This is a genomic window from Streptomyces sp. NPDC006602, from assembly GCF_042870385.1.
GTDB lineage: Bacteria > Actinomycetota > Actinomycetes > Streptomycetales > Streptomycetaceae > Streptomyces.
Genome location: NZ_JBIAHG010000004.1, coordinates 260,189 through 286,493 on the forward strand (window position 1 = coordinate 260,189; position 26,305 = coordinate 286,493).

At 68.1% G+C, this 26,305-nt stretch carries 18 protein-coding genes; 5 read left to right on the forward strand and 13 right to left on the reverse strand.

The window, feature by feature from the left end; all coding sequences use genetic code 11:
* Positions 1 to 52 precede the first annotated feature (52 nt).
* Complete coding sequence (locus ACFYO2_RS13485) at positions 53 to 535, reverse strand: DUF456 domain-containing protein (RefSeq protein WP_388348023.1); 483 nt, start codon at positions 533 to 535, stop codon at positions 53 to 55.
* Between the two features lie 523 nt (positions 536 to 1,058).
* On the opposite strand from ACFYO2_RS13485, the gene ACFYO2_RS13490 reads away from it, so the two are divergent.
* The gene (locus ACFYO2_RS13490) at positions 1,059 to 3,248 is read left to right on the forward strand and encodes a protein phosphatase 2C domain-containing protein (protein WP_388348025.1); all 2,190 of its coding nucleotides are present in this window, start codon (positions 1,059 to 1,061) and stop codon (positions 3,246 to 3,248) included.
* A gap of 184 nt (positions 3,249 to 3,432) precedes the next feature.
* Here ACFYO2_RS13490 and ACFYO2_RS13495 read toward each other — a convergent pair whose 3' ends face one another.
* From ACFYO2_RS13495 to sbnA, 5 genes are all read right to left on the reverse strand, one after another.
* The gene (locus tag ACFYO2_RS13495) at positions 3,433 to 3,750 is read right to left on the reverse strand and encodes a hypothetical protein (protein ID WP_388348027.1); all 318 of its coding nucleotides are present in this window, start codon (positions 3,748 to 3,750) and stop codon (positions 3,433 to 3,435) included.
* Between the two features lie 522 nt (positions 3,751 to 4,272).
* The gene (locus ACFYO2_RS13500) at positions 4,273 to 5,163 is read right to left on the reverse strand and encodes an aminoacyl--tRNA ligase-related protein (protein ID WP_388348029.1); all 891 of its coding nucleotides are present in this window, start codon (positions 5,161 to 5,163) and stop codon (positions 4,273 to 4,275) included.
* Positions 5,164 to 5,229: 66 nt separating this feature from the next.
* Entirely contained in the window at positions 5,230 to 6,180 is a 951-nt protein-coding gene (locus ACFYO2_RS13505) for an ornithine carbamoyltransferase (protein ID WP_388348031.1), read from the reverse strand.
* A 35-nt stretch (positions 6,181 to 6,215) separates the two neighbouring features.
* The gene (gene sbnB, locus ACFYO2_RS13510) at positions 6,216 to 7,220 is read right to left on the reverse strand and encodes a 2,3-diaminopropionate biosynthesis protein SbnB (RefSeq protein WP_388348033.1); all 1,005 of its coding nucleotides are present in this window, start codon (positions 7,218 to 7,220) and stop codon (positions 6,216 to 6,218) included.
* 4 nt (positions 7,221 to 7,224) lie between these two features.
* A complete protein-coding gene (sbnA, locus tag ACFYO2_RS13515) occupies positions 7,225 to 8,220 on the reverse strand; it encodes a 2,3-diaminopropionate biosynthesis protein SbnA (protein WP_388348604.1) in 996 nt (331 codons plus the stop codon).
* 309 nt (positions 8,221 to 8,529) lie between these two features.
* Between sbnA and ACFYO2_RS13520 the strand changes: the two genes are divergently transcribed.
* From ACFYO2_RS13520 to ACFYO2_RS13535, 4 genes are read left to right on the forward strand one after another with little or no spacing between them, the layout of a single operon-like run.
* On the forward strand, positions 8,530 to 8,754 hold the full coding sequence (locus ACFYO2_RS13520; RefSeq protein ID WP_388348035.1) for an MbtH family protein: 225 nt from the start codon (positions 8,530 to 8,532) through the stop codon (positions 8,752 to 8,754).
* A 12-nt stretch (positions 8,755 to 8,766) separates the two neighbouring features.
* Positions 8,767 to 12,144 carry an amino acid adenylation domain-containing protein gene (locus tag ACFYO2_RS13525; RefSeq protein WP_388348037.1) on the forward strand — a complete coding sequence of 1,126 codons (3,378 nt, stop codon included), beginning with the start codon at positions 8,767 to 8,769 and terminating at the stop codon, positions 12,142 to 12,144.
* Positions 12,144 to 16,691 (forward strand): condensation domain-containing protein, encoded by a 4,548-nt coding sequence (locus tag ACFYO2_RS13530; protein WP_388348039.1) that lies wholly within the window; start codon positions 12,144 to 12,146, stop codon positions 16,689 to 16,691. The genes ACFYO2_RS13525 and ACFYO2_RS13530 overlap by 1 nt, the downstream gene beginning before the upstream one ends.
* A complete protein-coding gene (locus ACFYO2_RS13535; protein WP_388348041.1) occupies positions 16,688 to 17,647 on the forward strand; it encodes a TauD/TfdA family dioxygenase in 960 nt (319 codons plus the stop codon). Before ACFYO2_RS13530 ends, ACFYO2_RS13535 begins: the two co-directional genes overlap by 4 nt.
* Positions 17,648 to 17,753: 106 nt before the next feature.
* Here ACFYO2_RS13535 and ACFYO2_RS13540 read toward each other — a convergent pair whose 3' ends face one another.
* The 7 genes from ACFYO2_RS13540 to ACFYO2_RS13570 form a co-directional block, all read right to left on the reverse strand.
* A complete protein-coding gene (locus ACFYO2_RS13540; protein WP_388348043.1) occupies positions 17,754 to 19,052 on the reverse strand; it encodes a helix-turn-helix domain-containing protein in 1,299 nt (432 codons plus the stop codon).
* Positions 19,053 to 19,122: 70 nt separating this feature from the next.
* A complete protein-coding gene (locus ACFYO2_RS13545; RefSeq protein ID WP_388348045.1) occupies positions 19,123 to 19,350 on the reverse strand; it encodes a hypothetical protein in 228 nt (75 codons plus the stop codon).
* Positions 19,351 to 19,471: 121 nt separating this feature from the next.
* Positions 19,472 to 21,373, reverse strand: a complete 1,902-nt coding sequence (locus ACFYO2_RS13550) for an amino acid adenylation domain-containing protein (RefSeq protein ID WP_388348047.1) — start codon at positions 21,371 to 21,373, stop codon at positions 19,472 to 19,474.
* A gap of 257 nt (positions 21,374 to 21,630) precedes the next feature.
* Positions 21,631 to 22,341 (reverse strand): thioesterase II family protein, encoded by a 711-nt coding sequence (locus tag ACFYO2_RS13555; protein WP_388348049.1) that lies wholly within the window; start codon positions 22,339 to 22,341, stop codon positions 21,631 to 21,633.
* Between the two features lie 56 nt (positions 22,342 to 22,397).
* Positions 22,398 to 23,504, reverse strand: a complete 1,107-nt coding sequence (locus tag ACFYO2_RS13560; RefSeq protein ID WP_388348051.1) for a thioesterase domain-containing protein — start codon at positions 23,502 to 23,504, stop codon at positions 22,398 to 22,400.
* A 282-nt stretch (positions 23,505 to 23,786) separates the two neighbouring features.
* Positions 23,787 to 25,208 (reverse strand): condensation domain-containing protein, encoded by a 1,422-nt coding sequence (locus tag ACFYO2_RS13565; protein ID WP_388348053.1) that lies wholly within the window; start codon positions 25,206 to 25,208, stop codon positions 23,787 to 23,789.
* Between the two features lie 61 nt (positions 25,209 to 25,269).
* On the reverse strand, positions 25,270 to 26,244 hold the full coding sequence (locus ACFYO2_RS13570) for a glycosyltransferase family 2 protein (protein WP_388348055.1): 975 nt from the start codon (positions 26,242 to 26,244) through the stop codon (positions 25,270 to 25,272).
* Positions 26,245 to 26,305: the final 61 nt, after the last annotated feature.

Consider the following 26,305-nt stretch of genomic DNA (forward strand, 5'->3'; position numbering starts at 1 on the left):
ATCCTCGCCCTAATTCCCAGGACCTACGACGGCCGCGGCGTGTACCGAGGGCTCATCCCCACAGCACCGCTCCCAGCCACGCACCCATGATCAGCAGGCAGGTGAACAGTTCCGCCAGCACGCTGGAGCCGCCCGAGCGCATCGCCGTGCGCAGGGCCGCCACGGCCTCGCGGTGGCGGCCGAGCCGGAGCCGTTCGTACAGGTAGATGCCGCCGATGAAGCCGGGGATCGCGCCGAGCACGGGGATCAGGAAGAAGCCGACGAACGCCCCGACGCCGGCGTACACGCCCATCCGCGCAGTCGCGCCGCTCGCCCGCAGCCGTCGGGCCGGCAGCGCCCAGCGCACCACCTGGGAGAGGAGCAGGGTGACGGTGGCGCCCACCAGGACGGCCCAGGCGAGCGGCTGCGGGTCCTTCAGCGCCCACCACATGACCGCGGCCCACACCAGCCAGGACCCCGGCACACCGGGCACCAGCACTCCGCCCACACCGAGCAGAATGACCAGGCCGACCAGCAGGAGATCCACCACTCCCATCTGTCCAGGGTGCCGGAGGCCCGGCGAAGACGCAGGTCAACAAGGCCCGCAGGCCCTCACCAGGCCCGACCTCACGGTGAGCGGCCCCGCGGCTGTCAACCCGGAGGGTTGACCTCGCGGCGTCGGCCTACTCGTACGACGAAGGGGCGACCCTGACCGGGGCGCGGACCGTCCGGCGCGGCGGGGTGCGGCAGACGGTCGTCGGCGGTCGTCGGCGGTCGTCGACCACGGTGGCGCGACGGGAAGGCAGGTCACCTCAGGGCCGAACCGACCGAAGCATACGACGGCGATTCGGCGACCCGGATCGTGACCCGGGTCAACGACGTGCGCGAGCACGTAGGGGAACGGAGGCCCGGGTCACTCGGGTCGCCGGGCGGTCCTCCCGTGGGGGGTGGGGCCGCCCGGCGGCTTGTTTCGTACGGCCTCGACCCCGTCGCTCGGCATGCCGAGCGACGGGGGGTGCGCCGCCGGATTTTCCGGATGCCCCGTTTTCATGCCGCCCGCACGGTGGACAATTACGGGCATGAACCAGCAGGGGGGAAAGCCCAGCGGTCACGAGGACGACTGGTGGGGGCAGCTGTACGACGACACCACCGAGGACACGGGCCCCACGGCCACGCCCGACTCACTGGACGACCGTTTCGCTTCCGCTGCGGGAGCGGTGGAGGGGCGGGCCGCGTCCCGGGGAGCTGCCGAGGGCGGAATTCCGGCGCCGCGCGCCGATACGTCGTCCGGTGTCGCGGAGAGCGGGGTGCCCTCGCCACGGTCCGGTGACGCCGGAGTGGTGGACAGTGGGCTCCCGGGGGCGCGTCCCGCCACGGCCGGTGATCCGGACGACGGGTTTCCGGCGCCGGGGTCCGGTGTCGGCGCCGGGCAGCGCGCCCCTGGTGAATCGCCGACCGATCTGCCTCCAGGGCCCGGGCCCGCGACCTTCCCGCCCGGACCGACGCCGCCAGAATCGGCCGAACAGCCGCCACCCGGGGCACGTACGGCCCCCGACCAGCCGCCGCCCCCTGGCCGTACGGCCACCCCGACCGGTGGGCGCATCTCCACGGAGACCCCCACGACGGCCGCCCCCGCCTCGCGGACGCCCCCGGACGTGCCCCCGCCCCCGTCCGCACCCCCTTCGCCGCCTCCGCCGCCTCCGCCTTTCGGGCCACCTCCGCCCATAGCCCCGCCCGCCCGGGCAGACACCGCGGCGGGCATCGCCGACGAACCGGAAGAGGACGGGGTGCCGGTCGCGTCGACCCCAGGCGCCGCCACCACCCCGCGACCTACCGACCCCGTCCCGGGTCGCGCACCGTGGGAGCCGCCACACACCGACCCCGAGCCGTCCGACGCACGAGGCGTCGACACCGGGCCCGAGCAGAATGGGTGGCCCGACGCATCCACCGGAGAGGGGGCAGCCGCCCCGCTCGCCGAAGTCGGCGGCCAGGTCCGCCCCGACCGGCCGCCCGAGCCGGCCGCAGGGCCCGCGGACGCGGCGGACGCTCCGAGTCCGGTAGGGCCTGCGGACGCGGCCGATGCCCCGAGCCCCGCAGAGCCCGCGCCGCAGCGCCGGTCCTGGGAGTCGCGTCCTGGCGGTGAGTCCGGGGCGTCCCAGGACGCCGCCCGCGCTTCGTCCTTCGGCGTCGCCGAACCGTCCGCCGTGCCCCATGCCCGGAACACCGGAGCCGACGCACCTCCTCAGGACGCCCCGCCGAGTTCCCGTACCGCCACCCGGGTCGACCTTCCCGTCGCCCCGCCGAGGCCCGTCGGCCATGTCGGCTCCGGGCCCCCCACCTACGAGGCCGAGCCCACCGCGTTGCCTCCGGCGGACCCGGACGACCTCGACGATCTGGTCGCGGACACCGTGCTGGACGGGGCCCGGTACGGGACCTCGACATTGCGGGCGGCGTCCGTGCGGGGGGACTCCGCGCGGTTCCGGGGGGAGCCGCGGCGGGACTCGCTGCTCACCGCCCGCTTCGGAACCGGCGAGCACGCGCTCGTGCTCGTCGCGATGGCGACCGGTGCGCGGGCCACGCCGGGGGCGCACCGCGCGGCCGCCGAGGCGTGTCACTGGATCGGGCGGGCCGTGGGGCGTAGTCACGCCCGGCTCGCCGAGGACATAAGGGCGGGCCGGCGCGGCGAGCTGAAGTCGGGGCTGCACCGCCTGACCGACCGCAGCCTCGGGAAACTCCGCGCCAGCGCCGCCGAGCAGGGCATCGAACCGGAGGAGTACGCCGCTGCCCTGCGCTGTCTGCTCCTGCCCGCCGACCCGCAGTGCCGTACGCGCGTGTTCTTCGGCGTCGGCCCGGGCGGACTGTTCCGGCTGCGCGACGGCGAGTGGCAGGACATCGAGCCGCGGGTCACCGACGTCATCGGTGACCCTGTCGTCGGGTTCGGGTCCCTGCCGGCCGAGACCCCCGAGGGCGACCGGCTCACCATGGACCTCGGCATCCCCACACCCCCGAGCCCCTACGAACCCGCCCCCGAGCCGCCCCGCGAACCCTTCCGCTTCCGCGCCTCCGTCGCCCGCCCGGGTGACACGCTCCTGATGTGCACCGGCGGGCTGGCCGAGCCGCTGCGCGGCGAACCCGAGCTGTGCGGATATCTCACCGGCCGGTGGTCCGGCCCCAACCCGCCCGGCCTCGCGGAGTTCCTCGCCGACGCCCAGGTCAGGGTCAAGGGGTACGCGGACGACCGTACGGCTGCCGCGGTCTGGGAGGCTTGACGGTCGCAGGGGGCTTAGATTAGTGGGGGTCGCCCGGCGCCGACGGGGGAGGCGGCTCCGGGCGACGATCAGGGGATGCCAAGGCGAAGGCCGCGCCGGCCCAGCCGATCGCTGCCAGGCCCAGGGAAGACGTAACTCACTCAGGCTCCCGCGAATCCACCACGTCCGGAAAGCGAAAGCCTTCTCAGTCGTTCCAACAGAAGGCGGAGAACTGCGTGTGTCCGGTGACGGTGACCATCAGCGTGCAACTGCGCGCAACGGCGGCGAGCCAGAAGGTGACCACGGAACCGGTCAACGGTGGAGTGCTCCCCTGAGCCGCGTAGAAGGCGGCGGTGTCGAGACTGAGCCGGTAGCTGCCGACAGTCGGATGCCGTACGGAAGCAGCGGGTACCGATCCCGTTTTCCTCAGCAACGGCACTGTCTCCCAGAATCCGTTGACGTGGCGTTCGAGGGTGACATTGACATCGTCGATTTCCTGCCCGTGGACTCCGTCGACCACCACGATCGCGAGAGTGCGAACGATGTCCGAACTTGTATGGACCGTGGCACCTGTCCCAGTTGTGGTGGCACCGGATGGGCGGCTTCGCCATTCCGGAGCTTGCATGAGCACATGCACCTCGTTCATATCCGGCGTGAGGTTTTTGCGGCATAGACGTCAAAGGACATGGACGTATGTTCGCGCAACTCGCTATCGGCACGCTATCGCTCGGTTGAAAGGGCTCTTGGACGCGTACCGGTAGTTCGGCGCGACATCATCCGCTTACCCGCGATCGCCCGCGAGGAGCGCACTCCGGAGTAGCCGTAGCTCGCCGGACGATCCCTGCGGCCGCTTTTGAACAGCGTTTCGCCTTCTCGGCTGCGCGGCGCGCCGAGACGACGGACCATCCGTCGCGTCACATGGCCGCCCTCGCGGGGACTCGTCGCTTTCTCTGCGTGCGCCACCGACCTCCGTTACCCGCGGCCATCGGATCGAGCGGATTCGCCTGTCGCACGTCGGCTCGCTGCCCGCGGAACTGATTTCTCCTCAGAGGCTGTCGGGCCAATCGGCCAGATTGTCGCCGTGCACGTGGATGAGGGCCAGGGCGATCCGCTCCAGTCCAAAGCCGATGCAGGCGCTGTGCGCCGGCCCCCCTTGCTCGAGTGAGATGTTGAACCGTTTACCCATGCGCTCCTTATGGCTGTTGGCCGAGGCGACCGCGGTGCCCGAGTCATCGTCGGTGAGCTGGGTCACCAACTCGAACTTCAGGCTCTGCTGTTTCTGGCTGGCCCTCATCAGTCGGGCCGTGGGGCCGAAGAAGGCGTCGTTGGCTGTTTGAACTTCGACTGTCAGGCCGAGGCGGGTCAGCAACTCCTCACCACGGGCGAGCCACTCATCGCGCCATTGGCGTGCGTACCCGTCGTCCGCGATGACGACGAACTCACGCTGGCGGAAAGACCGGAAGCGGCCCACCTCACTGGTTGCCTCCTGGCGATAGCAGTGACCAAGGAGGTCGAAAGACACCGGTTCGGCGAGGGTGGTGTCGGCGACCTCTGGATAGATCGCGTAGCAGGAAGCCGGCGTCAGCACCACATCGGTCGGACTGGCGACGTTCCCGGCCACAGCCTCGTCGCCACCCTGCGGGTCGCCACCCTGTGTGTGGACCGCGCCGAGCAACTGCGGAAAGGACTCTGCATAACCCCCTCGCTGCACACTTGCCGTAGGCACGACGGGCGGGCACCACAAGGGTCCGGGTGAGCCCGAGGGGTCGGCCGCGGTCAGGGTGGCCTGCAGCCGTGCCACCGCGGTCTCGAACTTGTAGGTCAGGTTCAGCAGGCCTGCCACCGAGGTGGGTATCAGCCACCCGCCGGCCACGAGCCGCTCATACTCATCGGACTTGACCACATCAGCGTCGAGCCCTCGGTCCAGAACCTTCACTGCACAACACTACCCTTCAACGTAATCACGTGGATTGGACACAAGCGAGCGCTGACCCTGCGGAGTTCAGCCGGCGACAACGCACCACTCCAGTACCGCCATGGCGCTGTAAAGCTTGCTCTCGGCCTGCTGGAAGGCGATGGACGCGGGTCCGTCGAGGACGTCGGCGATTACCTCCTCCCCCCGGTGGGCGGGCAGGTCGTGCATGAATACGGCTTTCGGAGCGCGGTCCATCAGTTCGGCCGTGACTTGGAACGGAGCGAAGCCATCACGCCAGTGCGGATCAGGTTTCGTCGTGCCTGTGGTCTGCCAGCGGGTCGTGTAGACGACGTCGAGGTCGCCCGGCAGCCCGGTCATGTCGTGCCGCTGGCGTACGACGGAACCGGCGGCCTGTGCCTGCGCCTGTGCCCGCTCGAGCACTTGCTGCGGGAGGCCGTATCCCGTGGGGGTGCGCAGATCCAGCAGGACATCGGGGTAGCGGCTGAGAGCCAGGGCGAGGGCGGCAGCGGTGTTGTTCCCCTCTCCCACATAGAGAATCCGCAGCCCGTCGACCCTGCCGAACTGGAGCGTGAGCGTGGTCAGGTCGGCGAGGGCCTGGGTCGGGTGCTCGTCTGCGCTCATCGCGTTGATCACGGACATCCGGCGCTGTGCAGACCAGGCACGCATCTCGGCCGGGTCGCCGGCCGTTCGTGCAACGAGCGCGTCCAGCATGAGCGACATGATCCGGCCGGTGTCCTCGCTGCTCTCACCGGTGTTGAGCTGGAGATCGTCAGGTCCGTAGGCGACGATGTCTGCCCCCAGCCGGAGCGCTCCCGCGGAGAAGGCGGTGCGGGTTCGCGTGGACGTCTTGCTGAAGTAGACGCCGACGACCAGTCCGTCCAGCGGGGAGCCGGGCACCTTTCCGCCCGTCGCCAGGCTCCTGTGCAGCGCCGCGCCGCGGTCGACAACAGCGCGCAGCGCGACATCCGAGAGGTCGTTGAGTGAGATCAGATGTTGTCTAGCCTTGGTTGTGGGCATGAAGCCACCTCCGGCGGTTCTGATGACAGGGGGCGTTACCAGCGGGCGACCTCTGCGAAGAAGTCGGGGACTGCGAGGGGGGTACCGGCCTCGAGACCCGCGCGCAAGACGCTGAGACCGACCGCGATGTCGAGCACACCGAGTCCGAACGGCGAGAAGATCCGAGGCTTGTCCCTGGTGAGCGTCACTTCGCCGAGCATCAGCTGCGCGAGGGTCCCGTCGATGAACCGGCGGTGACCGCACTCCAGTTCTGCGAGGTGAGGGGATGTACGAGCGGTCAGGCAGTGCTCGACGTCGTCGAGGATGTTGTGGGACCCCAGGACGAGTTGAGGGCCGAGGTCCCGCAGGGAGACGTTGAGGACGTTCTGCCCGGGGGCGAGCAGCCCGGTGTCGGTGAGGTACGGCTCGGCCGTGGTGGTGGCCAGCACCACCACATCAGCCCCCTCCACAGCCGCGGGCAGGGTGGCGCAGACCGTGCCTTGATAGCCCGATTCGTCCGCCCGGCGGGCCCATCGGCGCGCATAGTCCTCGACCCGGTCGTGAACCGCCACCTCACCGATGTCCCAGCCGAGCCCGCGGAAGAATTCCAGGATGGTGCGGGAGATGACGCCTGCGCCGATGACCGCGACCTTGTCCGCGCGGCGGGCGCCTTGTAACAGCTCCGCTCCCAGGACGGCTGAGGCCGCCGTGCGTGCCGCACTGATCTGGGACGCCTCAATGCAGGCGAACGGGTATCCGGTGGCGAAGTCGTTGAGGATCAGTACAGCCGAAGCCCGCGGGACATTGTGCTCGATATTCTCAGGAAAGCTGCCGATCCACTTCAGGCCGGCAACGCTGGGATTTCCGCGCACCAGGGCAGGCAGGGCAATTATCCGTGCGTCCGGCTTGTCGGGGAAGCGCAGAAAGTAGCTGTTCGGATTGATGGTTTCACCGCGGTGATGGGCCAGGTACGTTTCGCGTACCTGTGCGTAGATCTCAGCGTGCGAGCTGTCGATGACGGCGCGGACGTCCTTGCCGCCCATGACGTGGAAGGGAAACACCGGATCACCTCCGTACGGCGGAGAGTTCTGGCTGGTCGGACGGGGACAGAGAGGCGGCCGAAACGCCGAGCCGGTCAGCCACCCAGTCGTCGTCGTAGATGGTGTGTGCGTACCGGTCGCCGAAGTCGGGAGAGACGGCTACCACCCGTGCCCCCTCCGGCAACTGGGGGGCGTATCGCATGATGGCGGTGACCACCGATCCGGTGGAACCGCCCACGACCAGTCCGTGCCGCCGGGCCAGCAGACGACAGGTTCGCACCGTCTCCACCTCAGGGATCAGGAGCACGTCGTCAACGACACCAGATCGCAGGAGCGGCGGGCGGCTGCTGGTGCCGATGCCCGGAATGTGGCGGGGCCCGGCGGGATGGCCGAAGGTGACGGAGCCTTCGGAATCGACCGCGATGATTTTGGTTGCGGGCGAGGCGCTACGGAAGTGTTGGACGCAACCCATCAGGGTTCCTGTGGTGCCGGCACCGACGAAGAGGGCGTCGATATCAGGGATTTCGGCAGTGATCGCAGTGGCGGTTTGACGGGCGTGTACGGCGGGGTTGGCCGGGTTGCCGTACTGGTTGAGCCAGACGAGGTCGGGCTCCTGAACCAGACGCCGTTCGATGTAGGCGATGCGGTTGCCCAGATAGCCGCCGAGTGGATCCCGCTGGTTGATCTCCACGACCTGACCGCCGAGGGCACGGATGACCTGGATGCTGAGCCGTGAGGTGTTCGGGTCGGTCACACAGGTGAAGCCGTAGCCCTTGGTCGTGCACACCATGGCCAGCGCGATCCCCAGGCTTCCGGAAGAGGATTCGATGATATGGCAGCCGGGCTGGATCATTCCCTTCTCCTCCGCGTCGCCCACCATGGCCGATGCGGTTTTGAGCTTTATCGATCCTGCTGGATTCAGGCCTTCCAATTTCAAGTAGACATCCAGATTTGGCATGAGATCGGAGAGGCGCAGGAAAACCTGATCCAGGATCACCTCGTGCGCTTGCTCAAATATCACAATAGTCAACCCTGTCTAGCGTGACATTACTGACGATTCCTGATCAACGGTTCGTTTTCGCCTTCCGCATTGCCACGGTGCCGCGTCAGTCTAGGTGTGATCAGTCAATCCAGGACAGGCAACTCGGCGGCAGCTGAAGGGGCATTCATCCGATGCCGGGAAGCGAGTCGACCAGCTGGCGTTGCGGAGGCATGTCCGAGGCGTCTGAACTCCGGTGATGTTGCCGGTTCCATGCCTGGCCGCAACGACTGTGGGTTGCGACTATCGGCCTGTCGTTGTCAGTGCAGGATTTCAGGAAGGCGGTACCAGATGAGTGATATGGCGACGGAGGGGCGCCGCTACCAGGTCGTGGTGAATCACGAGGAGCAGTATTCCATCTGGAGTTCGGAAGGCAATCCGCCTGACGGCTGGCGCTCCGTGGGGTTCCGCGGAGAGAAGGACGCCTGCCTGGGTTACATTGCCGAAGTCTGGACAGATATGCGGCCACTCAGTCGCCGGTCCGGTGCCGATTCCTCGGTTGATCAGTCGAGGTAGACGATGAACTCAATGCTTCCTGAGCTGTTTCTAGAGCGGTCGGACGAGTTTCCCGACGCTCCCGCTGTACTTTCCGGATGCGGTGTTCTGACATATCGGGAACTGGAGCGGTCGGCTCGCCGAATCGCCGGTTCGCTAAGCGAACTCGGTGTCGGGAACGAGTCTGTGGTCGGCGTCGTGTTGGCGCCGGGCCCCGACATGGTTGCCTCACTGCTGGGCATCTGGCTGGCCGGCGGCTGCTACCTGCCGCTGGATCCACTGGATCCGCCGGAGCGCCTCCACCGAGTATTGCGCTCGTCGGGTGCGGGACTGGTCGTCCGGGGAGGGGATCACCCGGCGACGCAGCCCGCCCCGGACGTCGGCGCGACCTTCGTGGACATCGGCGAACTGCGGGAATCCGGGAACCCCACATGGGCGCCGAGCCGGCTGACACATCCCCGTCAGGCGGCGTACATGATCTTCACCTCGGGCTCCACGGGTGCGCCCAAGGGGGTGGTCATCGAGCACGAAGGCATCGCGAACCGGGTGCGCTGGGGTGTCAGCGCCCTGGAACTCACCGCAGCCGACCGCGTCCTGCAGAAGACGCCGCTGACGTTCGATCCCGCGGGCTGGGAGATCTTCGCTCCTTTGATCTGCGGCGCTCCGGTGACGTTCGGCCATCCCGACGCCGGCCGAGACCCTGCCGAACTGGTCCGCTCGATCCGCGAGCGGCGGGCCACCGTGGTCCAGGTGGTACCGACCATGCTGCGGATGCTGGCGGCCGAGGCGGACCTGGCTTCGTGCGACAGCCTGCGCCTGGTGTGCTCTGGCGGCGAGCCGCTGCAGGCAGAGCTCTGTCAGCGAATCCTGCGGGAGCTCGACGTCGAGATCTGGAACACCTACGGCCCCACCGAATGCTCCGTCGACTTCATGGCCGCGCAGTTCGATCCCGGCCAGCAGTCCGGGGCCGTACCGATCGGGCACCCCATCGACCACGCGGGATGTCAGCTCGTTGCGCACACGGATGAGAGTGCCGCAGACGCTCCCGTCCAGGAGATCTACGCCCGCGGAGCGTGCGTGGGTCGCGGCTACCACGGCGATCCGGTGCTCACGGCCGAACGCTTCCTACCGGACCCGTCAGGCCCGCCCGGCGCACGGATGTTCCGTACCGGAGACCTGGTGCGTGACCACCCGCGAGGCGGCGTGGAGTTCGTACGGCGGGCCGACACTCAGGTGAAGATCAATGGTGTACGGATCGAACCGGTGGAGATCGAGGCCGTCCTTCAAACCCACCCCGAGGTAACCGCGGCCGCTGTACGGACGGTGGAGGACCCCCACGGCATACGGCGCCTGGCGGCCTGCGTCGTCGCCCGCGGCGATGCCGAAGCCGCCGATGTCACCGCGTACCTGCGTGACCGCCTGCCGCCCGCCATGGTCCCGGCAGTGGTGATGAAGGTGGACGCCCTTCCCTGGACCACGAGTGGCAAGATCGACCGCTCACGGCTTCCCGAGCCCGACTGGACACAGCGGAGCAGCCAACGAGAGCCCGCAGCCTCGCTGACCACGGAGGAGGCCTCAGTGCTGGCGGCCTGGCGCGAGCTGCTGGACATTGAGGACGCCCACCTGGACGACGACTTCTTTCGCCTGGGCGGGCACTCCCTGATGCTGATCCGGCTGGCGCACAGCCTGGCCGGTTCGCACGGAGTCGAACTCGACTTCCGCGACCTGCATCTCGCCACGACGGCCCGCGACCAGGCCCGGCTACTCGCCAAGGCGGTGCGGGCCAAGGAGATCGACCTGTTGCCGCCCGGCGCCCGTCTTCCCCTGTCACCTGGCCAAGAACGCTTCTGGGTCCTGGACCGGATGAACCCGAGCAGTCGGGAGTACGTCCTACCCGTTCTCGTTTGGCTGCCCGCGCGCATCCACGAGCGGACGGTGAAGCAGGCACTGCACCGCCTCACCGAACGGCACGAGGTACTACGCACCCGTTACATCATGGACTCCGAAGGGCTGTCCGCGGTTGTCTCGCCCACCGTGCGCGTTCCGCTGCGCACTGCCGTTTCCACCCCCGATGGACTGCGCGATCTGGTCGCCGAGGAGCTCGGGCACAGCTTCGACTTGAGCGCCGCACCGGTGTGGCGCGCCGCCCTGCTGCGTGACGGTGGCCCCGAACAGCTGCTGCTGCTCGTGTGCCACCACATCATCTGCGACGGATGGTCCGCCACGCTCCTGGAGCGGGAGATCAACGAACTGGTGGCGGCGATCGACGAGCGCCGCCCGGCCGAGCTGGCGGACCTCCCCATGCGCTACGTGGACGCGGTCGCCTGGCAGCGATCGCAGTTCACCGACGAAAAGGCGGCCGACGAGCTGAACTACTGGCGGACAGCCCTCGCGGAGCTGCCGGACCTGAACCTGCCAGACGCACGCGTACGCGGTGCCGAACGCAGCATCCAGGGAGCCGCCGTCAGGTTCGACCTCCCGAAGAACGTGGTCGAGCCACTGCTGGACACCGGCCGCAGGGTGGGAGCCACTCCCTTCGTCACCTTCCTCACCCTTTGGAACGTGCTGCTCGCCCGGGCCGGAGGGCGGTGGGACTTCGGTGTCGGTACCCCGCACGCCGGCCGATCGAGGCCGGAACTGCACGGCCTGGTAGGACTGTTCATCAACGTCGTTGTGGTCCGCTCGCGAATCCGACCGGACATGACCTTCGTCGAAGCGTTCACCAGGGTCGGCCAGGCGTGCAAGGAGGCCTTCGCTCACCACGCCGTTCCCTTCGAGGCCGTCGTGGAGGCCGCGGCGCCGGACCGGGACCTGTCGCGCACCCCGGTAGCCCAAACCATGTTCTTCATGGCCGGCGGCGACTCGGCGGATTCCACCGCCAGGGAGCGAGACCTCGAACTCCTGGAGCACGCATGGGCGACAGCCCGCACCGACCTGACCCTGCACCTCTGGTCGCATGAGGGCGGGCGGTACGGCGGTGTCCTGGAGTACGCGACGGCGCTGTTCAGCGACGCCATCGCGGCGGATCTGGCGGAAGAGTTCCGCGCCCTCGCCACCCTCGCCGCCGCCGACCCGGATGTCCCGGTGGGAGCCGACGCGGGTCGCCCGATCAGCCCTGCCGCCCCGGTGCTGAAGCCACACGAGGAGACGATCCTGCAGTTCGTCCGCGACCTGCTCGAGCAGGCACACGTTGGTTTCGAGGACAACATCCTGGACAGAGGGGGCAACTCTCTGAAAGCCGCCCGCCTGTTGTGGAACGTCCAGCAGGAGTTCGGGGTCGTCGTACCCATGCGCGCGTTCTTCGACAGTCCGACGGCGGCCGGGATCGCCCGGGCGGTCGAAGAGGCCGTACCGCCCGAGTCCGCCGATCCTCAGCCGCACAGCGACGTTCCAGGAAGGGAAAGGGCCTGATGGCAACAGTTCTGCCCGCCGGCCTCGCCGGCGAGAGTACGCAACGCGCCGGACTGTCCGCCGGTCAGCAGCAGATGTGGTTTCTTCAGCAGTACGACCCGGACAGCCCCGCCTACCTGATGACCTGGGTACTGCGCGTGCACGGCGAGCTGGACACCGAGGCCCTGCGCACGTCCTGGGAGCAGGTCGTCAAACGGCACGAGATCCTGCGCACGCGCTACGTGCAGAGCGGAAGCCATCCACAGCGACTCGTCGATCCGCCGCGCCGATTCGAGCTCCGCACCGTCGACCTGGCCGACCGGCCGGCCGACGGCCTGCACGAGCGCGCCTTGCGCACGGCTCAGAGCGAACGGCGCAGAGGCTTCGACCTCGCCATGGAGCACCCGGTCCGCGTCACACACATCAAAGCCGACGTTGATCACCACCTGGTGGTGATCAGCATCCACCACATCGCCTGCGACGCCACGTCCTATCTGCGGATCGCGGCGGAGGTCAACGAGTTGTACAGCGCGTACGTCCAGGGGCGGCAGCCCGAGCTGCCGGACGTACGGACGCAGTACGCAGACTTCGCAGCGTGGCAGGAGGCGAGCAGGGCAGACGGCACTCTGCGCCCGCATCTCGACTACTGGCGGGGCACGCTCAGCGGCCTGCGGGAGCTGGCCCTACCCACGGACAGGCCCCGGCCGGCCCGGCCCGACTCGCGGTGCGGACTGGTGAAGGTCTCGGTCGAGCCGGAGACGGCCGACCGTATCCGCGCGCTCGCAGGGGCGCACCGGTCCTCGCCCTCCATCGTCCTGCTCACGGCCTACACGGCGCTGCTCTCACACATCACCGGAAGTGACGACGTGACGGTGGGGATGCCGGTCTCCGCCCGTACAGTGCCCGCTCTGGACGACGTCGTCGGCTATCTGGTGAACACCGTGGCCCTGCGGTCCAGGCATGCCGAGGACGACACCTTCGCGACCCTGCTCGCCCGTGTCAGGGACTGCTACCTCGACGCCCTGGACCACCGGGCTGCTCCGTTCACGTGGGTAGTGGAGGAAGCAAGTCCTGTCCGCGGCGCAGACGCCGGCTCCCTGTGCAGGGTTGGGTTCGACGTCAACCAACCCGATGTCGGAGCCTTCCAGTTGGCCGGCGCGCAAGTGGAGCACCTGGACCTCGACGCAGTCCCAGCCGCGAAGTTCGACCTGACCCTCCATATCGAGGACACATCCGCCGGACCCCTGTCCGCGACCCTGGAGTTCGCCACCGCACTGATCGACCAGGAGACCGCGGCGGAGTGGGCCACGGGTTACGAAAGCCTGCTCGATGCGGTGGTTCTCCAGCCGGGCGAACCCCTGTCACGCGTTCTCGGCTCGCGCAGGCAGCGGCCGGAGCCGTCAGCACCCGGAGCCGAGGAGGCCGCCTCGCCGACCTCTGTCGGCGAGGCACCCACTGAGCTGATCGCCCGGATCAAGCGGATCTGGTGCGAGGTTCTGAGGCTTGACGACGCCGATGTCCGGGCGAACTTCTTCGACGTGGGCGGTGACTCGCTGCGGGCGGTGGCGCTCGCCGGGCGGTTGAAAGAGGATGCACTGCCGGTCTCTGCGGCGGGCATCTTCGCGAACCAGACGATCGAGGCGCTGGCGGGCCTCCTCGCGGCGAGCGGGACGGGATCCCCGCCGCCCACCAACACGCCCACCCCGCCGTTCTCGCTGGTGAGCGCGGAGGACCGATCCGCGCTGCCGCGAGGAGTGGTGGACGCGTATCCGCTGGCCATGCTGCAGCTCGGGATGATAGTCGAGATGCGCGCGCTGCCAGAGATCAACCCTTACCAGGACTCGACGTCGTTCCTGATCCGCGACGGCGAGGAGGTCAACCAGGCGGCACTGCGGCAGGCGGCCCAGATCGTGGTGGATCGCCATGAGGTACTGCGCACCACCTTCGATCTGACGAGCTACTCGGTGCCACTGCAGCTCGTGCACGAGCACGCGGCTATTACGGTCGGGTTCACGCACCACGGCGAACTGGGGCCGGCCGGCTGGCGGCCACGACTTGAGGTGTTTGCGGCAGAGGAGCGGCGTGCGCTCATCGACATGACACGTGCCCCGCTGATCCGCGTGCACGCGCACACCGCGGACGGAACCCGGGAGTGGTGGCTGTCGATCACTGAGTTCCACCCGATCCTCGAAGGGTGGAGCTTCCACGGACTGCTGATGGAAATCCTCGATTGCTACCAGGAGCTGCGCGCGGGCCGACGCCCCGCTGAGCCCGCCTCCGTCTCCTTCCGGTACGTCGACTACATCGCGGCCGAAGGCGCCTCCCTGAGGAGTGACGAGAACCGGGCGTACTGGAAGCAGGTGATCGAGGGGCGGACCGGCATCGTGCTGCCCTCAGCCTGGCGAGGCGACAGAGACGCCCCTCGGGAGCGCTACCAGCACACCGTCTCCATCCGCGACCTCGAGGATGACCTGCGCGCACTCGCCACGAAGACCCGCACCTCCCTGAAGGCGGTCCTGCTTGCGGCCCACATGAAGGTCATGAGCACGGTGGTCGGCTCCGACTCGTTCGTCTCCGGACTGGTCTGCGACGCCCGACCGGAGGTCGCGGGGGCAGAGCAGGTCCCAGGGATGTACCTGAACACGCTTCCCTTCGCGATGCCCACGAAGGCCCGCACTTGGGGAGCCCTGGTCACGGCCGTCTACGGCGCGCTGACCGACCTTTGGCCCCACCGCACCTTCCCGATGCGCGCGATCCAGCAGGAATTCGGGCAGGGCGACCGGCTGCTGGACGTCTACTACAACTACACGGACTTCCACCAGGTCGACCAGGAGCTGATCGACTACGACCAGACACTGAACGACAACGAGAACGAGTTTGCCCTGCACGTCTTCAGCGTCGCGGGCGTGCTGAAGTTCAACACCACCTCACACCAGCTGAGCCGGGAGGCCGCGACCAGACTCGGGGAGCTGTACCGGTCGGTGCTGCGGAGCATGTGCCAGGGGCCGGACGGCGACGCGTGGTCGTCCTGCCTTCCGCAACGGGAGCGGGACTGGCTCCTGTCCATGGGCCAGGGACCGTCACCGCTGAGCGAACCGGTACCGGTCCCAGAGTGGTTCGCCGCCCAGGTTCGCGACCGACCCGACGCGGTGGCGCCAAGTCGGAGCCGGCAATTCGTGACCTACGCGCAGCTCGATGGCTGGGCGGCGGAAATGGCCCGTCAGCTGACGGGAGCCGGGGTGGGGCCCCAGGACGTGGTCGCGGTACAGCCGGGGTGCGACATCGGCACGCTGGCGGCGCTGCTCGCCGTGTGGCGGGCAGGTGCCGCGTGGACGCCGCTCGACCCGGCCACGCCTGCGCCGCAGGCGCGCACGCTGCGAGCCGGCCCGGGCGTGACCGCGGTGGTGGCACCGACCGGCGCGGTCGCGGACGGCGCCTGCGTACTGCCGGGTGGGTGGGGCGCCGGCGCGTCCGGTGCCGTGGTGTCGCATACCTCGCTCGCCGAGACCGTGGAAAGCCTTCACCGCGCGCTCGAGACCGCTGGCGGGGGCACTGTGCGGGGGGCTTCCTGGCTGCTGTCGCCGGCCTCGACGGTCGGTTGGCAGTTGGGTGAGCTGCTGGTCCCCACGACCTCCACCGGCACACAGGCGGTCGAGGGGTGGCGCACTGAGGCGCTGCCCGGCTGGGCCACCCTGGCCGGCCGGCCGACGCCCGGCAGGGTGGTCCGGATACTCGACTCCTCACTTCGCCCGGTGCCCGCCCAGGTTGTCGGCGAGTTGTGCGTGGGCGGAGTGGGCCTGCCCGACGGCTTCCACCAGGACCCCGCGAGAACGGTGGAGAGCTTCGTCCCGGACCCCCTGGGGACCTGCGGGGAACGGTTGTTGCGCACCGGGCACCTGGCGAGGTTCGCCGCGGACGGAACTGTGGAACACCTCGGCCCGCGCGAGACCCTGTGCGGAGGCAACAGGCAGCCCATCGAGTCGTACCGCACGCGCGAACTGCTCAATACTCACCCCGCGGTGCTGGACAGTCAGGTACTGGCTCGGCCTACCGTGGCCGAGGGCAGGCCGCGGTTGATCGCATACGTCCAAGCCGTCCCAGGCAGTCAGGCCGAGGTGGCGGAGCTGACCCGATTCCTCGCCGAGGGCCTGCCGCGGCACCTGGTGCCGGCCGCTCTGGTGGATATCAGCGACTGGCCGCTGACCGGCGATGGTTCGCTCGACGTCGACGCACTCCCGGATCCGCCGACAACGGAAAGCGAGTCGGCCGGAGCGGAGAAGCCCTGGGACGACCAGTACGAGGAACTGCTGCAGACGGTGCTCGGCGAGGTGGCCGGGAACATCGAGGTGGCCCCGCACCTGGCCCTGGCCGACATCGGTCTCGACTCCCTCGCCTTCGTGCGCCTGCTCGTGGGCCTGGAACGGGCCTACGACATCGTCATCCCCGACGAGCTGCTGATGGTCTTCGACACGTTTTGGACCCCGAAGACACTATGGGAGGAAATAGTCGCCCTGCGGACCGCGGCGCACCAGCAGTCCGACAACGGAACTGAGGAGGGCCGGAAATGACACGCACTGCCCAACTTCCACTGATCCGCGAAGCGCAGGGTGAGGCGAAAGATGTCATCGCGTACGTGCGGGAGCACCGGGACGCCCTGCGGACGGCGCTCACCACGAACGGGGCGCTGCTCCTGCGCGGCTTCTCCGTGGCCGGAGTGGAGGGGTTCGACGGGGTGGTGCGCGAGCTGTCCGGGGAACCGCTGGCCTACGCGGAACGCTCATCGCCACGCAGCACGATTCAGGGTCGGGTGTACACCTCGACCGACTATCCGCAGAGTGAGGAGATCTTTCTCCACAACGAGAACTCGTACCAGCAAAGCTGGCCGATGACGCTGTACTTCTACTGTGTGCGGCCGCCGACGACGCTCGGCGCCACGACCATCGCAAGCACACGGGAGGTACTCGCCCGGTTGGATGACTCGGTACGCGAGGAGTTCAGCCGGCGGGGATGGCAGGTGGTGCGCAACTTCCACCGGGGGTTGGGCCTGCCATGGCAGGAGGTCTTCAACACGGACGACAGGGACCAGGTGCTGGCGTACTGCCACGAGCACGGCATCGAAGCCCGCTGGCTGCCGGGCGACAGCCTGCGTACGGTCGCCGTCAGGGACGCGTTTCACCGCCATCCGGCTACCGGCGAGGAAGTCTGGTTCAACCACGCGGCCTTCTTCCACGTCTCGACGCTGGCGGCCGAGATCAGGGACTCCCTGCGGCGGATGTTCGGCGAGGACGGCCTGCCGACGAACACCTACTACGGGGACGGCGGCGCCATCCCCGACGATGTGATGGAACACGTTCGGGACTGCTATCGCGCCGCGACGGTGCGTTTCGACTACCGCGAGCACGATGTGCTCGTGATCGACAACATGATCACCGCTCATGGCCGGGAGCCGTTCACCGGACCACGCAAGATCGCGGTGGCCATGGCCGAGCCGCACCGAGCGCTCACTGAGGCGGAGCTTGCTTGAACTCTGCGCCGGTGAGTTGAGGCGTCGAACACCTCCCGTGGCCACGCTGAAAGAGCTCAACGGACTGAACGTGCGTATGGGAAACCGGTCTCCCTTCCCCTCAGGCTCAGATCGTCGGGGACAGAGGGAGGCCGGTTTCGCGCGCGCCCGGCGGGCAGGTGTTCTGCGACGTCAGGACCGCACTCACGTGGTCCACGATCTGGAACGTGTGGCCGTCGGCGTCGGCGGTGACGAGCGCTGTCTCCATCAGATCGGAGAGCACGGTGAGAGCGCTGGTCGTTTGCCTGGTGCCGAGGCGTTCGTACTCCATGACCAGCAGGTCGATGGAGAACTGAGCCGCCGGCAGTCGGGCGAGCCGACCGAGCAGCCTGCGGTGGTCCTCGGTGAGCAGTCCCAAGTCCCAGCCGACGCTGGCCGCCAGGGAGCGCTGGTGGGGCAGCAGGAAATGATCGCTTGTACACAGCAGCTCAGGTGCGAGACCCGATGTCAGCAGCAGCCGCAGCGGGACCGTCCGCATGCGCTCCGCGGCGAACTCGAGGTAGCGCGGCATCCCGCCCAACCGTCGGCACAACTCGGCAACTCCGGGCAGGTCCCGCATCAGTTCGGAGGCGGCGCGGTCACCCGGACCGACATGCTGCAGCACGAGTTGCACTGCGGGCGCGCCAGGCAGGTCGACACCGTACATGGGCTCGCACGACAGCGGTTGGATCTCGTGGTTGACGCCCAGCCGCTCGGTGAGCCGCCGACGCGCAGTGATGATCATGTGCATCTCCGGGAACCGCCCGAGGAGATGCCTGGCAGCGGTGATGACACTCGATGGCAGGTGCTCGGCGTTGTCGAGGACCAGCAGGAGATTCGTGTCGGGGCGGTCTTGGGATGCGGAGGACGGGGGCGAGAGCGGCAGCTCTGGGTGATCGAGCCGTTGCCATACGCGTTCCAGTACTACGGCCGTGCCCCCTGCCAGCTCGTCCAGCTCGGCCGGGATGTCGCCAAGCTCGACGACCGCCACGCCACCCCGGAAGGAGGTGCAGAGCTGCGCTGCCACGGTGAGGGCCATCTGGGTCTTGCCGACCCCTCCTGGGCCGTAGAACGTGGTCAGCTGGTTGGTCCAGACAGCTTGCATCAACCGTTCCTGGGTGACCCTGCTGCCAACGAGCGGGCCGGCCGGCGGCTGCGGACCGCGCCAGTGCCCGTGATCGTCCACCGCCGTGCCGGCCCGGCCCGCCCCTCCTTCCATACCGAGGGCCTGCGCCAGCAGACCGACCGACGCTCGGCGCGGATTGTGCACCCGTCCGAGCTCGAGGTTCCTGATCGTGCGCACACTGACTCCGGAACGATCGGCAAGTTCTTCCTGAGTCAGGCCGCGCAGTCTCCTGAGGGACGCAAGGTTCTGCACCAGATCCATGCCGAAAGCCTGGGGCACCCCACCTTCGCCGCCCTATCGCACGGCCATTGTGCCGTCCCCGTCCTCGTCCTCAGCGAGGCGAGGGTGCGGTACGAGCGGTCGGCCTGTGTTCGCTGTGCCCGTCGGGCCGAGAGCGAGGGTGACGGCCGCAGCGTGTGCCGCCCGCGTAGTCCACGGACAGGTCACGGCTCAGGCCGGTGGCGAGCGCCTTCAGATACGACCCCTTGCGCATCCGGATCCGGGCGAAGCCGCCGGGCCGCTGATCGGCGGCCATCGCATCCGACTCGGCTGGCTCCACGGGGTGGAGGCGGCGCAGGACATTATCTGTGAGATATCCCGGGCCGCCGCCCGGCGTACGCCAGTGCCCGCCAGAGGCATCTCGAACGCCGCGGCGGCGATCGATTGTGTGGCTGATCAAGTCACAGCATCCCCTTCAGCGCGCGAGCGTCCACCTTGCCGTTGGCCGTCAGCGGAATGCGGTCGACGACGACAATCTCCGAAGGGACCATGAACTCGGGGAGCTCGCGGGCAAGGGCCTGGCGCACCGTGGGGATGTCCAATGGGCGGCAGGCCGAGGGGACGACGAATGCTGCGAGGCCGGCAGACCCGGACGGCCTCTGGTGTGCGATGACTTCCGCCTCGCCCACACCGTGTCGCCGACGTAGCGCCTCCCTGACTTCGCCCAGCTCGACCCGGTAGCCGCGGATCTTCAGCTGGTTGTCGGTGCGCCCCAGGAACTCCAGCGCCCCTGCCCACCAGCGGCCGCGGTCTCCGGTGCGGTAGAGGCGCGCCCCAGGGGGCCCGTAAGGATCAGGTACGAACCGGTCCGCGGTCAGGGCGGGATCGCCCAGGTATCCCTGAGTAACTCCGGCGCCGCCTACGCAGATTTCGCCGGGAACCCCGATGGGTACTGGCTCCAGACGGTCCGTCAGCACGTACATCGTGGTGTTGGGGATGGGGGCGCCGAGCGGCACCAGCTCCGTACTGAGCCCATCTCGGATGACAGCACCTGAATTGCCGATCGTGATCTCGGTCGGCCCGTACTCCGTACCCACCAGGGTGCCGCCGGGGCCAGCGAGTCTGTTCCATCGCTCTGCGAGCCCGGCCGGGAACGCGTCGCCGGCCGCGACCACAAGCCCGGCGAGGCCGTGGATCTCCTCGGGGCTCAGATCGAGGCTGAGTAGGTGCAGGTGGCCGGGTGTGAGCTTGATGAAGCTGTACGGTGCGCCGACAGTCAGCAGCTCACCGAGATCCGCAGTGTCCAATGGGTCGGGCAGGAGGTGTACGCACTGTCCGGCCAGGAGTGGGGCGAAGAGGCTGGGGATGCCGAGGTCGAAGGAGATGGAGGAGAAGAACGGCGAGCCGCCCGTACCGCGCGCCACGTACTCGTCCACCGCCCACAGCAGGTAGTTCGCGAGTCCTCCGTGCTGAACCATTACCCCCTTGGGCGCCCCGGTGGAACCCGAGGTGAAGATGAGGTAAGCGAGGTCGGCTGAAGAGACGCGAACCCCGGGCGGCGATCCCGGCAGTGCGGCGACGGCGCTCCGGGCCTCGTCCAGCACGACGAACCTGGTCCTGTCCACTGGTTCGAGTGCGGGCAGGTGCTCTGCGCAGGTGACTACCAGCTCGCAACCGGCGGCAGCGAGCATGCCGCGGAGACGCTCGGCGGGCAGATCGATGTCGAGCGGAAGGTATGCGGCGCCCGACTTCCAGATCCCGAGGAGGACTGGCAGCAGATCGGGCGTGCGTCGCAGACAGACACCTACCGGGGCGTCCGGTCGCGCGCCGAGACCCATGAGGTGTCGGGCAACCTGGTTTGACCGCACATCGAGTTCACGGTAAGTAAGCTGCGTACCCGACGCCCTTACCGCAACATCGTCGGGTGTGCGGGCCGCTTGTGCCTGAAACAGGTCGACGGCCGTGTCGGGTCCCCGTTCGACAGCGGGGCCGATGCCCCAGTCGGTCAGCACCGACTTGAGTTCTTCCTCCGGCAGACAGACGGCCTTCGCGTCGCCTTCCCCGTATGCCAGCTCCTGGAGCACGCGCCGGTACATACCGGCCAGGCGTGTGAGGCAGGTGCCTGTGATCCCATCGCCGACCGTGTGCAGGACGAACTTGCCCGGCTCCAGGCCCACGTGCAGCCCGTAGCTCCGAGGCCCGGTCTGGACTACGCCACGGGCTGCGGAAGAATCCGCGACGAGGAGCACACGGCCGGGCGAACAGACCTCGTCGGTCTCGGTATCCACCGCCGCCGAAGCCGTCGCCAGAGCCTGTCGAACCTGGGCGACCGCCTCCTGCCAGGTGGTGACCGGGCGGTCCACGCGGACACGTACGAGCCGGCCGTCCTCCCTGATGACGTCGGTGAGGAACATCGACTCCTCAGTGAGCATGCTGAGGACCTTGGCGTGGACGGCCATGAGAGCGGCGGTCCGGCCGGAATCTTCTCCGTCTTCTGCGTATGAGCCGAGAGCGGCGTTGAGGTCGGCGTACGGAACCTCGACCGTGCGATCGACCGGGGGTGCTTCGCCGCCGGCGCGCCACGGCGCGGGCAGGGCGAACTCGTTACTGACGGCGACAGTCATAGTCCTCGCTCCAGCAGACCCCGTACGATCCCACCGATGATCTGGCCCGCTTCAGCGAGCAGGTAGTGTCCGGTATTGAGCAGGTGCAGCGAGAAGTCCGCGGTGGTCTCGTCCGCCCACGCCGCCATCGCCTTTGGGCTGACGAATTCGTCGTGGCGGCCCCCGATCACGGCGATGGGCACGTCCAGCGGAGGACCCGCCGAATACCGCAGTCTTTCGATCACTCGATAGTCCGCCCGAAGAATGGGCTCGAACAGAGCCATGAGATCCGGGTCTTCGAGCACGGCGGCCGGCATTCCGCCGAAACCGACGACCCGCGAGATCAGCTCCTGTCGTGACAGCAGATGCAGCGGGTCGTTGATGCTGCGGTGCGCGGGTGCCTCGGTGGAGGAAAGCACGATCATGGCCGGGCGTGCCTTCCCCATGTCGTGCAGGCGGCGCGCCAGCTCGAAGGCAAGCACGCTGCCGGAACAGTGCCCCACCAATGCGAAGGGTACGTCCAGCAGCGGGGCCACCGCGGGTTCAAGGCCGTCGAACAGTGCGCGCGAGTCGTCAATGGGCGGTTCGGCGAGGCGGTTCTCCCGGCCGGGCAGCCGTACCACACACAGGTCGACGTTGGCCGGCACATGATCCATCCAGGAGTTGAAAGCCGCTCCGCCGGCGCCTACGTGCGGGAAGCAGATGAACCGGAGGTCCGGATCGTCCACGGGACGGGGCCGGGCGATCCATCGTGTCCCCGCCTGCCCCGCCGGCCTACTCGTGATCACGGCGAGAGCACCTCACGCATTGTCCGGGCGACCTCCAGATCCCCTATGACGCCCTTGGGGGATTCCAGGCCGTAATCGACGCAGACGTTCTGGGGATCGTGCAGAAAGCGGCCCCAGGACAGCTGTGCGAGGGGGATGTCCTCGCGGTCCAGGACGAGGAGTGCCGGCCCCGCGTAGTGCGTGAGCGTGTAGCTGCCGAGGGCCATCGCCAGATGCGCCCACGCATGCTGCAACCGGGGAAGAGCAGCCGGACGTAGGGCGTCGCCGTACCAGCCTGCCCGGCGCATTCTGGTGTGAATGTCGGCCAAGTCCTCGTCGCCGGTCAGGCCGAACCGCCGGGCCAGCTCGTCGTGCCGTTGCCGCAGGAGCTCATCGAAGACCGGCGGCGGCTCCGCGGCCTGCCGCATCGGGCGGGGTCTGATCAACGCCAGCACGGGCACGCTGTGACTGTTCTCCCGCAGTCGCCGGGCCATCTCGAACGCGACGACCGCACCAGTGCCGAAACCGGCCAAGAGGTAGGGGCCCTCGGGTCGTTCGCGGCGCAGGGTGGTCAGGAAGCCTTCCGCCAGGTCCGCGATGCCCGTGCCCAACGCGACAGGGTGCTCCGGCAAAGCGAAGCCCTTTGCCGGCCGGACACCGCCCGCCCATGCGGCAACGGCCTCTTGCTCCACCTGGACGTGGTCTTCTGAGTGAACGACGTACAGCGGTTCGGCACCCCCGCCATCCACAATCACCGACGGATACTCGTTCGCCCCGCATGCGCCAGAATCGGCGTCGGTGAAGGCCTTTGTGTTCTCGGGGGACGCCTGCAGTGGGCCGAATCGGGAGCGTGCGTCGCCGTGCACAGTCAGTCGCTCCGCGAGGCGCGCCGGCACGGGGTTCCGGAGCGCCACCGAGCTCCGCACCTGTATCCCCCGCTGCCTGGCTGCCAGAACGACGTCGATCATGGCCACTGAGTCGCCGCCGAGGTCGAAGAAGTCGTCGTATGGAAGAACTTCCCGCCCGAGGTGTTCACTCCATATCTCACACAGGGCTTCTTCGATTTCCTGGCATGCCCATAGTGTGTGCTGGGCTTCAGCATCCGCGGTGTCCAGTTTGATCATTGACGATTCACCACCCATGGAATATCACTGTCACGCTCACGCCTTAACTTCGTCGCTTGCTGCGGCACCGGTAAGTGTTTACCGGGAGTCGACGTAAATACAGGAATCAGGGCGGCAATTTACGCCTGGGAATTGCCGGGGAATCGGCGTCCGGCCTGGCCGACGCCGGCCGCGTCGGTGCCGGCAGCGGACTCCACGTCCACGGCGCGAGTGCCCCGACCAGCCCAGATCAACTGGACGCTGGTGCACCATCCGCACCCAGCGGACCCGGCGCGGGCGTGCCTACCGGTAAGCGCGCTGCGACGGGTTCGCGTCGATGGCCGCACGCTCGGCCCGTGGATCCGTACCGCGTGCCAGGGCCGAGACCGCGTCGCCGATATCACGCATGAAGAGGTCGCCGGGGCGGGTGAGTTCGCCGTTCAGGCGCCAGGCGAGCCGCAGGCCGATGCTGTTCGGCTCCCGCCAGGCGAACAGCATCAGCTGCGGACCGTGTCTCCGCTCCTCTTCGAAGATGATCTCCCCCTCGGGAACAGGCCGCGGGGCGAGGGAGGACGCGAGAGGGCCCTGCGGTTCCGCGCGGAGCGACTGCGCCGATGTGTCGATGAAGTTGAACAGGGCGCCGGCAACCCGGATCGAGTGCGCGCCGGGCAGCACCTGATCCCTGACGGCCTCGGCCTCCGCGCGGTCGATGTGGGCGAACATGTTGGCCTGGGTGTGCCGGACGAAGGTGCGCCTCGCGACGTGGGAGAGGTCCTCTGGTGACGGCTCCGGCACGCGCACCGGAGCCTGGAGGAACATCTTGCTCGCGCTGGACCGGACGCTCTCCAGCCACCTGTTGTGTGACAGGGTCAGCACGCCGATCGCCGGAGTGCGGGTGAAGCGGCACAGTGCCGCTCCGAATGCCATCAGCAGCACGGTGGACACCGGCACCTGAAGGCTGGACGACGCGGCCTCGGCAGCCTTGAGCATGGACGTGGAACGCAGCACGCAGGCGGCGTACCGGTCTGAGCCAGTGGGCACGACCGACGAGCGAGCATCGACGCCGCCTTGTGGTCCCACCTCCTTCCGCAGTTCCTCGAACTGCTCGGTCCAGTACCGGAGAGCCCGCTCGAGGTGACGTTGGCCCGCCTCGGAGTCCTCCCAGCGGACGACGTCCAGCGGCTGGGTGACGTCCGGGCTGGAGAGGGGCGCTCTGCGCAGGAGGCCGTCCAGGTCCTGCAGCAGCACGTTCATGCCCCACCCGTCGACGGCGCTGTGGTCGGCCACCAGGCCAATCTCTCGGACCCGCCGACCCGTGGTCGAGAGAACCACATGGAACGGCCACTTCGATGCCACCTCGAACGACGAATGCCGGATCTGGGCGAAGAGCTCCTCGGCTGTCCGGACACTTCTCACCGAGACGGCGGCCTCCACAGCCGGGGCGGAGACGGCAGTGACCCTCTGCCTGCCCGTGAGGTCCCCGTCGAACGACAGCAGAGTGCGCAGGGCTTCATGCCGGTCGACCAACTCGGTCAGAGCCTCAAGCACCTGCGGGACCGTGGCTCCCCTTCCGTCGACCACGGCGCACATGTTGTCCTCGTAGGCCGCCTTTTTGTGCTGCTCGAGTACCTGAGGATCGGTGGGGCGTTCGGCGAACCAGTCGGCCTGGGGCCAGTTCAGACGTCCTTCTCGTTCCCCCGCTGTGTTCTCAACTTTTTCGGGCACGACTCTCCGCCTGTCGTATCGGTGTCCTCTTCGAATCTTTCACCTGGGGAATGCGGCAATGCTAAATTGGTTCTTCCACCAGGCGACGGATCTGCGTGAGATCACCCCGGACCAGCAGAGCCATGAGTTGCCGGTCTTTTGCCGGCAACTCGTTGAGAAGGTCGACGGGCACACTCCTGACGAACGAGCGCGCGGGCGACAGCGCATCGCTCAGCGTGGCGTCGCTGTGCAAGTGCAGCGCGCGGAGCGCTTGCCGGACGTTACCGCGGCACATGTCATCGGCGTACGGCGGGACAAGTTCCGGAGCGAGCGTCGTGATGACCTCGAACGTGTCGAGCACCATCCGCATGCAGGCCGCGATATTCGCCGGTTCGTCGCGCCGCTGTGTGATCGATGGCGCACCGCGTTCGCGGATGCGCCAGAAGTAGACGACCTCCGACACCACATCGACTGACGACGCCTCGATGTGCGCGCGTATCATCACAGGCGCGTCCTCGTATTCCGGCAGTGTGAACACAAGAGCCCGCGCATCCCAGAACGAGCGTCGGAACACCTTGTTCCACACCATGCGGTCGCGCACGAGTGCGGTGTGGCGGCGGATGTGTGTGCGGCGCCGGTCGTGCGCGAACACGTCCTGGTATCCGGGATGCTGTCGCACGCCGGCGCTGTGCAGTCGACGTACGTCTCCGGAAGCGATGTCAGATCCCGTGTCCTCAAGCGACTTGATGAGCGAGGCGTACCCGGTGGCCGGCACGACGTCGTCACTGTCACAGAAGGCGAGATACCGTCCTCGGGCCGCACGAACGCCGGCGTTGCGGGCAGCACTCACTCCGGCGTTCGGCTGTTTGAGCACGCGGATGCGAGAGTCCTTGTGCGCCCACTGTTCGGCGATGGTGTGGCTTCCATCCGTGGACCCGTCATCGACAACGATGATCTCGACTTCTGCGACTTGTTGGTCGAGTAGCGACCCGAGGCAGGAGGAGATGTATGGCTCGACGTCAAACATCGGAACGACGACGCTTAGTGTCGGCAACATGGCACACTAACCCTTCCCTATGGATTACGACGGCTGTAGAAAATCAACTTGTTGTCCGTCG

Bases quoted from the DNA above. Each gene is read 5' to 3' on its own strand.
- ACFYO2_RS13525 (WP_388348037.1), top strand. From the start codon at position 8,767: ATGCTTCCTGAGCTGTTTCTAGAGCGGTCGGACGAGTTTCCCGACGCT.
- ACFYO2_RS13535 (WP_388348041.1), top strand. From the start codon at position 16,688: ATGACACGCACTGCCCAACTTCCACTGATCCGCGAAGCGCAGGGTGAG.
- ACFYO2_RS13530 (WP_388348039.1), top strand. From the start codon at position 12,144: ATGGCAACAGTTCTGCCCGCCGGCCTCGCCGGCGAGAGTACGCAACGC.
- ACFYO2_RS13490 (WP_388348025.1), top strand. From the start codon at position 1,059: ATGAACCAGCAGGGGGGAAAGCCCAGCGGTCACGAGGACGACTGGTGG.
- ACFYO2_RS13560 (WP_388348051.1), bottom strand. From the start codon at position 23,504: ATGATCAAACTGGACACCGCGGATGCTGAAGCCCAGCACACACTATGG.
- ACFYO2_RS13540 (WP_388348043.1), bottom strand. From the start codon at position 19,052: ATGGATCTGGTGCAGAACCTTGCGTCCCTCAGGAGACTGCGCGGCCTG.
- ACFYO2_RS13485 (WP_388348023.1), bottom strand. From the start codon at position 535: ATGGGAGTGGTGGATCTCCTGCTGGTCGGCCTGGTCATTCTGCTCGGT.
- ACFYO2_RS13505 (WP_388348031.1), bottom strand. From the start codon at position 6,180: ATGCCCACAACCAAGGCTAGACAACATCTGATCTCACTCAACGACCTC.
- ACFYO2_RS13570 (WP_388348055.1), bottom strand. From the start codon at position 26,244: ATGTTGCCGACACTAAGCGTCGTCGTTCCGATGTTTGACGTCGAGCCA.
- ACFYO2_RS13520 (WP_388348035.1), top strand. From the start codon at position 8,530: ATGAGTGATATGGCGACGGAGGGGCGCCGCTACCAGGTCGTGGTGAAT.